The 5,081-nt window shown below is 69.1% G+C and carries 7 protein-coding genes; 4 read left to right on the top strand and 3 right to left on the bottom strand.

Translation table 11 applies throughout. The features are described from left to right. On the top strand, positions 1–850 hold an 850-nt coding region (locus tag VN520_RS08605; RefSeq protein WP_325746259.1), incomplete at its 5' end, for an acyl-CoA dehydrogenase family protein. 10 nt (positions 851–860) lie between these two features. Further along, a complete protein-coding gene (locus VN520_RS08600) occupies positions 861–1,652 on the top strand; it encodes an enoyl-CoA hydratase (protein WP_325746258.1) in 792 nt (263 codons plus the stop codon). A gap of 256 nt (positions 1,653–1,908) precedes the next feature. Here VN520_RS08600 and VN520_RS08595 read toward each other — a convergent pair whose 3' ends face one another. Genes VN520_RS08595 through VN520_RS08585 form a run of 3 tightly spaced genes read right to left on the bottom strand, consistent with a single transcriptional unit; the run spans position 1,909 to position 3,958 of the window. Then, a complete protein-coding gene (locus tag VN520_RS08595) occupies positions 1,909–2,445 on the bottom strand; it encodes a carboxymuconolactone decarboxylase family protein (protein WP_325746257.1) in 537 nt (178 codons plus the stop codon). After that, positions 2,442–3,155 carry an SDR family NAD(P)-dependent oxidoreductase gene (locus VN520_RS08590; protein WP_325746256.1) on the bottom strand — a complete coding sequence of 238 codons (714 nt, stop codon included), beginning with the start codon at positions 3,153–3,155 and terminating at the stop codon, positions 2,442–2,444. Before VN520_RS08590 ends, VN520_RS08595 begins: the two co-directional genes overlap by 4 nt. Then, positions 3,152–3,958: a TauD/TfdA family dioxygenase gene (locus VN520_RS08585; protein WP_325746255.1), complete on the bottom strand. Its 807-nt coding sequence runs from the start codon at positions 3,956–3,958 to the stop codon at positions 3,152–3,154. Before VN520_RS08585 ends, VN520_RS08590 begins: the two co-directional genes overlap by 4 nt. A 197-nt stretch (positions 3,959–4,155) precedes the next feature. Here VN520_RS08585 and VN520_RS08580 point away from each other — a divergent pair, with 197 nt between their 5' ends. Together VN520_RS08580 and VN520_RS08575 are read left to right on the top strand one after the other, a co-directional pair. Beyond that, entirely contained in the window at positions 4,156–4,887 is a 732-nt protein-coding gene (locus VN520_RS08580) for an SDR family oxidoreductase (RefSeq protein WP_325746254.1), read from the top strand. Then, positions 4,884–5,081, top strand: a 198-nt coding sequence (locus VN520_RS08575; RefSeq protein WP_325746253.1) for an aldehyde dehydrogenase family protein, incomplete at its 3' end; no start/stop codon positions are given. The genes VN520_RS08580 and VN520_RS08575, both read left to right, overlap by 4 nt.

Here is a 5,081-nt window from a genome sequence, read left to right as displayed (position 1 = left end):
GCTCACCTTCGGCACCAAGGAGCAGAAACGGCGTTGGGCGGTGCCGATCCTGCGCGCCGAGATCACCGCCGCGCTCGGCATGAGCGAACCCGAGGCGGGCTCCGACCTCGCCTCGCTGCGCACCCGGGCCGTCCTGGACGGTGACACCTTCACGGTGAACGGGCAGAAGATCTGGACGTCCGGAGCCCACCACGCCGACGTGCTCCTCACCTTCGTCCGCACCGACCCCGAGGCCCCCAGGCACAAGGGGATCAGCGCGCTGCTGATCCCGACCGTCACCGACGGCGTCGTACGGCGGCCCTTCGGGTCGATCGCCGCCGAGGACGACCACGACTTCAACGAGGTCTTCCTCACCGACGTCCGCGTGCCGCGGGAGAACCTCGTCGGGCCGCTGGGGGAGGGCTGGCGGGTGGCCAACGGCTCCCTCGGCCACGAACGCACGCTGCTGTGGCTGTCGTACGCCGAACGTCTCCAGGACCTGGTGCGTGACGCCGCGGACATCGGCTCCGGCCAGGAGTGGTATGCCACCCTCCTCATGGACCTGACGGCCCTCAGGCTGCTCGGCTACCGCCAACTGGGCCCGGACCGGAACCCCGCCGAGATCTCCGTGCTCAAACTGCTCGGCTCCGAAGCCGTCCAGACCGCGTCGCTGCGCGCCCTGGAGGCACACGGCGCCGATGCGCTGCCGCATCCCGCCCGCACCGGCCCGTACCACCACATGAACAACGAGGACTTCATCTCCAGCTGGTTCGAGCGGTACGCGCGCAGCTTCGCCGGCACCATCGCCGGCGGCACCAGTGAGATCCAGCGCAACATCATCGCCGAGCGCCTCCTCGGCCTACCGCGTTAGGACGCCGGTCATGGACCAGATCCTGTACGAAGCCCAGGACGGCGTCGCCGTCATCACCCTCAACCGCCCCGAGGCCGCCAACGCCCAGACCATGGCCCTCCTCGACGCGCTGGACGCCGCCTGGACGCGTGCCGCCCGGGACGAGGAGGTCCGCGTGGTCGTGCTGCGGGCGAACGGGCGTCACTTCTCCGCCGGACACGACCTGAAGGACCGCTGGCCGGGACCGGACGAGATCACCCTGGAGTGGATCTACGACGCTGAGACGCGCCGCTACCTGGAGTACTCGCTGAAGTGGCGCAACATTCCCAAGCCCACCATCGCCGCCGTCCAGGGCAAGTGCATCGCCGCAGGTCTGATGCTGTGCTGGCCGTGCGACCTGATCGTAGCCGCCGAGAACGCCGAGTTCTCCGACCCGGTGGTGCACATGGGCATCGGCGGGGTCGAGTACCACGGTCACACCTGGGAGCTGGGCCCGCGCAAGGCCAAGGAGATCCTGTTCACCGGCCGGCCGCTCACCGCTCGCGAGGCGGAGCAGGTGGGCATGGTCAACAAGGTCGTTCCGCCGGGGGAACTGGAGAAAGCGGCAAGGGAACTGGCGGCGCGCATAGCGAAGATGCCGTCCTTCGGACTGCGTCAGGCCAAGCGAGCGGTGAACCAGACCCTGGACGTCCAGGGCTTCTACGCCGCGCTTCAGGCTGTCTTCGACGTCCACCAGACCGGGCACGGCAACGCGCTCAGTGTGGGCGGTCTTCCGATCCTGACGCAGCTGGACGACATGAAGGAGCGCCTGAAGCAGGGCTGAGGACCACACCCACCGGGGGACGGGCCCGGGCCGGAGCCGAGGCGACTCCGGCCCGGGCCTCCGTGTCAGGCCGTGTCTGCCAGGTGCCCTGCGCGAAGCTTCGTTCTCGCGACGGACTGCCGTCCGGGTCCGCCTCGCGGCACCGTCCCTCCGGAACATCGTGACCAGGCCGGCCGCTCCGGGTGAACGTGTCGCCCGTTGCGCGACCACGCTTCACCTCCCTTGCCCATCACCTGGCCCCGCGAGCTCCTCGGGGTCATTCCTGGGAGCGGGCCGGGCCGTGGCCCTCGTCGTCGGGACCGGCATCGGGCTCCACCTCGAACGTGTTCAGCACCGCCGCCAGCATCCCGTACGCGCCCACGGTGAACACGAAGTCCAGCAGCTGCCGCTCGTCCCATATCCTCGCCAGCTCCGCGTACGTGCTGTCGGAGAGGGTGGAGGAGGTCTCCAGTTCGTCGACGGCACGGTTCACCAGGGTGCGGGCGCCCGTCCGCACATGGTCCAGGTCCTCGTCCGTCACGCCGGCCCGACGGCCGATCAGTACGTGCTGTGCCCATTCGTACCCGCACCCGCGGCGCCAGGCGACCCGCAGGATCGCCAGCTCACGGGTCCTCTCCGGCAGTGAGTTGCGGGCCAGCAGGTGGGCGGAGAAGGTGAGGAACGACCTGGCGAGCTCCGGATGGTGCAGAAGCAGGCCCAGTACGTTCGAGGGAGGCACCTTTCGCCCGCCCGTCAGCGGTCGCAGCGCTTCGTCGTCCCACTCCTCGTACGGCACCGGCGAGAGCCTCGTCATGTGTTGCGGCCCCCGTTCACGCCGATGATCTGCCCCGTGATGTAGCCCGCCTCCTCGCTGACCAGGAAGGCACAGGTCGCCGCGATGTCCTCAGGGCGGCCCACCCGGCGTACCGGGGTCCGCGCGATGTGCTCCTCGATGGTGCCGCCGAGCCGCCGCTCCTGCTCGGCGGTGCGCAGCATCGGTGTGTCGATGAACCCGGGCGGTACGGCGTTGACGGTGATGCCCCGGGGGCCCAATTCCAGGGCGAGGGACTTCGTCAGCCCGTTCACCGCGGACTTGGCGGCGACGTAGTGGGCCATGAAGGGCTGGCCGGAGTGGGTGCTGGAGGAGGAGATGTTGACGATCCGGCCCCAGCGGCCCTCCCACATGTCCGGCAGTGCCGACTGCACACAGTGGTAGGTCCCGTTGAGGTTGATGTCGACCACGCGCTGCCACTCCTGGAAGGACAGCTCCGAGAAGCGGGTGAAACCGTCCTTGCCTGCAGCGTTGACCAGAACGGAGACCGGGCCGTAGCGCTCGCGCACCGTGTCCATCGCCTTGTCCACCTGTGCCCGGTCGGTGATGTCGACGGTCAACGCGTGTTCTTCCTCGGTCGGTGCGATGTCGAACACGGCTACCTCGAGGCCGTCGGCGGCGAGCCGCCGTGCGATCGCCCGGCCGATGCCGGAGGCTCCGCCGGTGACCACGGCTGTCCTCGTCGCGCTCATGCGAACGCCTCATCGCCGACGACGGTCGTGCGGTGCAGCAGCCGTTCGGAGGTCTCGTCGTAGGGGAGCGCCCGGTGCAGGATGCCCGTGTTGTCCCAGACCACGAGGTCGCCGACCTCCCAGTCGTGGGTGTGGCGGAACCGCTCCTGCGTGGTCCACTCGAGCAGGTCGCCGAGCAGACCACGGCTTTCGGCGGGATCCATTCCGACGATGTGGTCGGCGGTGGCACCGGTGACCAGGGAGCGGCGCCCGTCCCGGCGGTCCCACACCAGGGACATCTCCTGGCTGGGCCGGGTCCGCCAGGCGGCCAGCTCCTCATCGGTGGGGTCGGGATTCACCAGTCGCTGGGCGGCTTCGAAACTGTGCACCACGCGCAGCGACCCGTACCGCTCGCGCTCCTTCTCCGGCAAGCTCTCGTAGGCCGCGTACGTGCTGGCGAACTCGGTGCCGCCACCGGCCGTGGCGACGTGCCGGGCGGTCAGTGTCGTCGCCTTGACGGGCACGTCGTCGCCGGTGCCGTCCAGATGCCAGTGGAAGGCGCCCTTGAGGTACTCGGCGCTCCTGCTCCTGGCCGGGTTGACGGAGATGGGGAAGACCTCCTGGCCGCGCAGCGTGACCACCTCGCCGAGCCTGCGGCTGAACGCGAGCTGCTGTTCGTCGTCGAGGTGCAGCCCGCGCACGAGGAGGACTCCGTGCCAGGTGAGGGCTTCGACGGCCCGGTGGACGAAGGCGTCCTCCACCGGGTCCGTGACGCCGGTGAACTCGACCCCGAGTCCCGGACTCAAGGTTTTCGATGTGATCATGAAAATGCCCCTTTCATCTCCGAGAACCATATTCTCATCCAGGTTGTGCCGGGAACCCCCGTGACAGGCGGGTGAGTCGTGAGGACCGGCCGGTCCTCCCGCGGCCTTCGGGTGTTGGTACCGAGTTCTCTTGTACGAATCCTTGATTCGCCGAAATGGAGAATGTAGTTTCCGACCCATCGAGCAAGGAGGCTGGGATGCGGTTCAGAGGCAAGGTGGCGATCGTCACCGGAGCCGGCCAAGGCATCGGAGAGGGCTACGCGAAGGCCCTGGCCGCCGAGGGCGCGCGGGTCGTGGTCGCCGAGCTGAACGAGGAACAAGGACAGCGTGTCGCGAAGGAGATCGGTGACGCGCTCTTCGTGCGGACCGACGTCGGCGACCCGGCGTCCGCCGAGGCTCTCGCCGACACGGTGGTCAGCGAGTTGGGCCGCATCGACCACCTGGTCAACAACGCCGCGATCTTCCAGGGAATGCGGCGCGAGGGCCTCACGAGCGTGGACTACGACTACCTCGACCGGTTCCTCAAGGTGAACCTGCTCGGCGCGCTGCACACGACCCGCGCCGTCCTGCCCCACTTGAAGGAGGGTTCGGCCATCGTCAACCAGTCGTCCACAGCGGCATGGCAGGCCACCGGTTTCTACGGTCTCGCCAAGGCCGGCATCAACCACCTCACCGCGTCCCTCGCCGCGGAACTCGGCGGCCGAGGAATCCGCGTCAACGCGATCGCGCCCGGGCCGACGGACACGGAGGGTTCCCGCGACATCATTCCGGAGCAGGTCCGTGAGACGTTGGTGCGGTCTCTGGCCCTCAAACGCATGGGGACACCGGCGGACCCGGCGGGGCTGCTGATGTTCCTGCTGTCCGACGCAGCGAGCTGGGTCACCGGACAGGTCGTCGCGGTCGACGGCGGATCGGTGGTGCGACTGTGAGCACCCACCCCGTCAGGCCCCAGCTGATCGACGGCAAGCTGGTGACCGCCGGTGCGACCTTCACCTCCCACAATCCCGCCACCGGAGAGCTGGTCGGGTATGCGCCCGAGGCGACCGGGGCGGACGCCGAGGCGGCCGTCGCCGCCGCCCGCCGAGCCTTCGACACCACCGACTGGCCCACGGACCGCGACCTG

This window comes from Streptomyces sp. (assembly GCF_035563135.1).
GTDB lineage: Bacteria > Actinomycetota > Actinomycetes > Streptomycetales > Streptomycetaceae > Streptomyces.
This window is presented reverse-complemented; position numbering and strand designations above follow the sequence as displayed.

Excerpts from the sequence above, each read along its gene's own strand:
- VN520_RS08595 (WP_325746257.1), bottom strand. The coding sequence starts at position 2,445 with ATGACGAGGCTCTCGCCGGTGCCGTACGAGGAGTGGGACGACGAAGCG.
- VN520_RS08585 (WP_325746255.1), bottom strand. The coding sequence starts at position 3,958 with ATGATCACATCGAAAACCTTGAGTCCGGGACTCGGGGTCGAGTTCACC.
- VN520_RS08580 (WP_325746254.1), top strand. The coding sequence starts at position 4,156 with ATGCGGTTCAGAGGCAAGGTGGCGATCGTCACCGGAGCCGGCCAAGGC.
- VN520_RS08600 (WP_325746258.1), top strand. The coding sequence starts at position 861 with ATGGACCAGATCCTGTACGAAGCCCAGGACGGCGTCGCCGTCATCACC.
- VN520_RS08590 (WP_325746256.1), bottom strand. The coding sequence starts at position 3,155 with ATGAGCGCGACGAGGACAGCCGTGGTCACCGGCGGAGCCTCCGGCATC.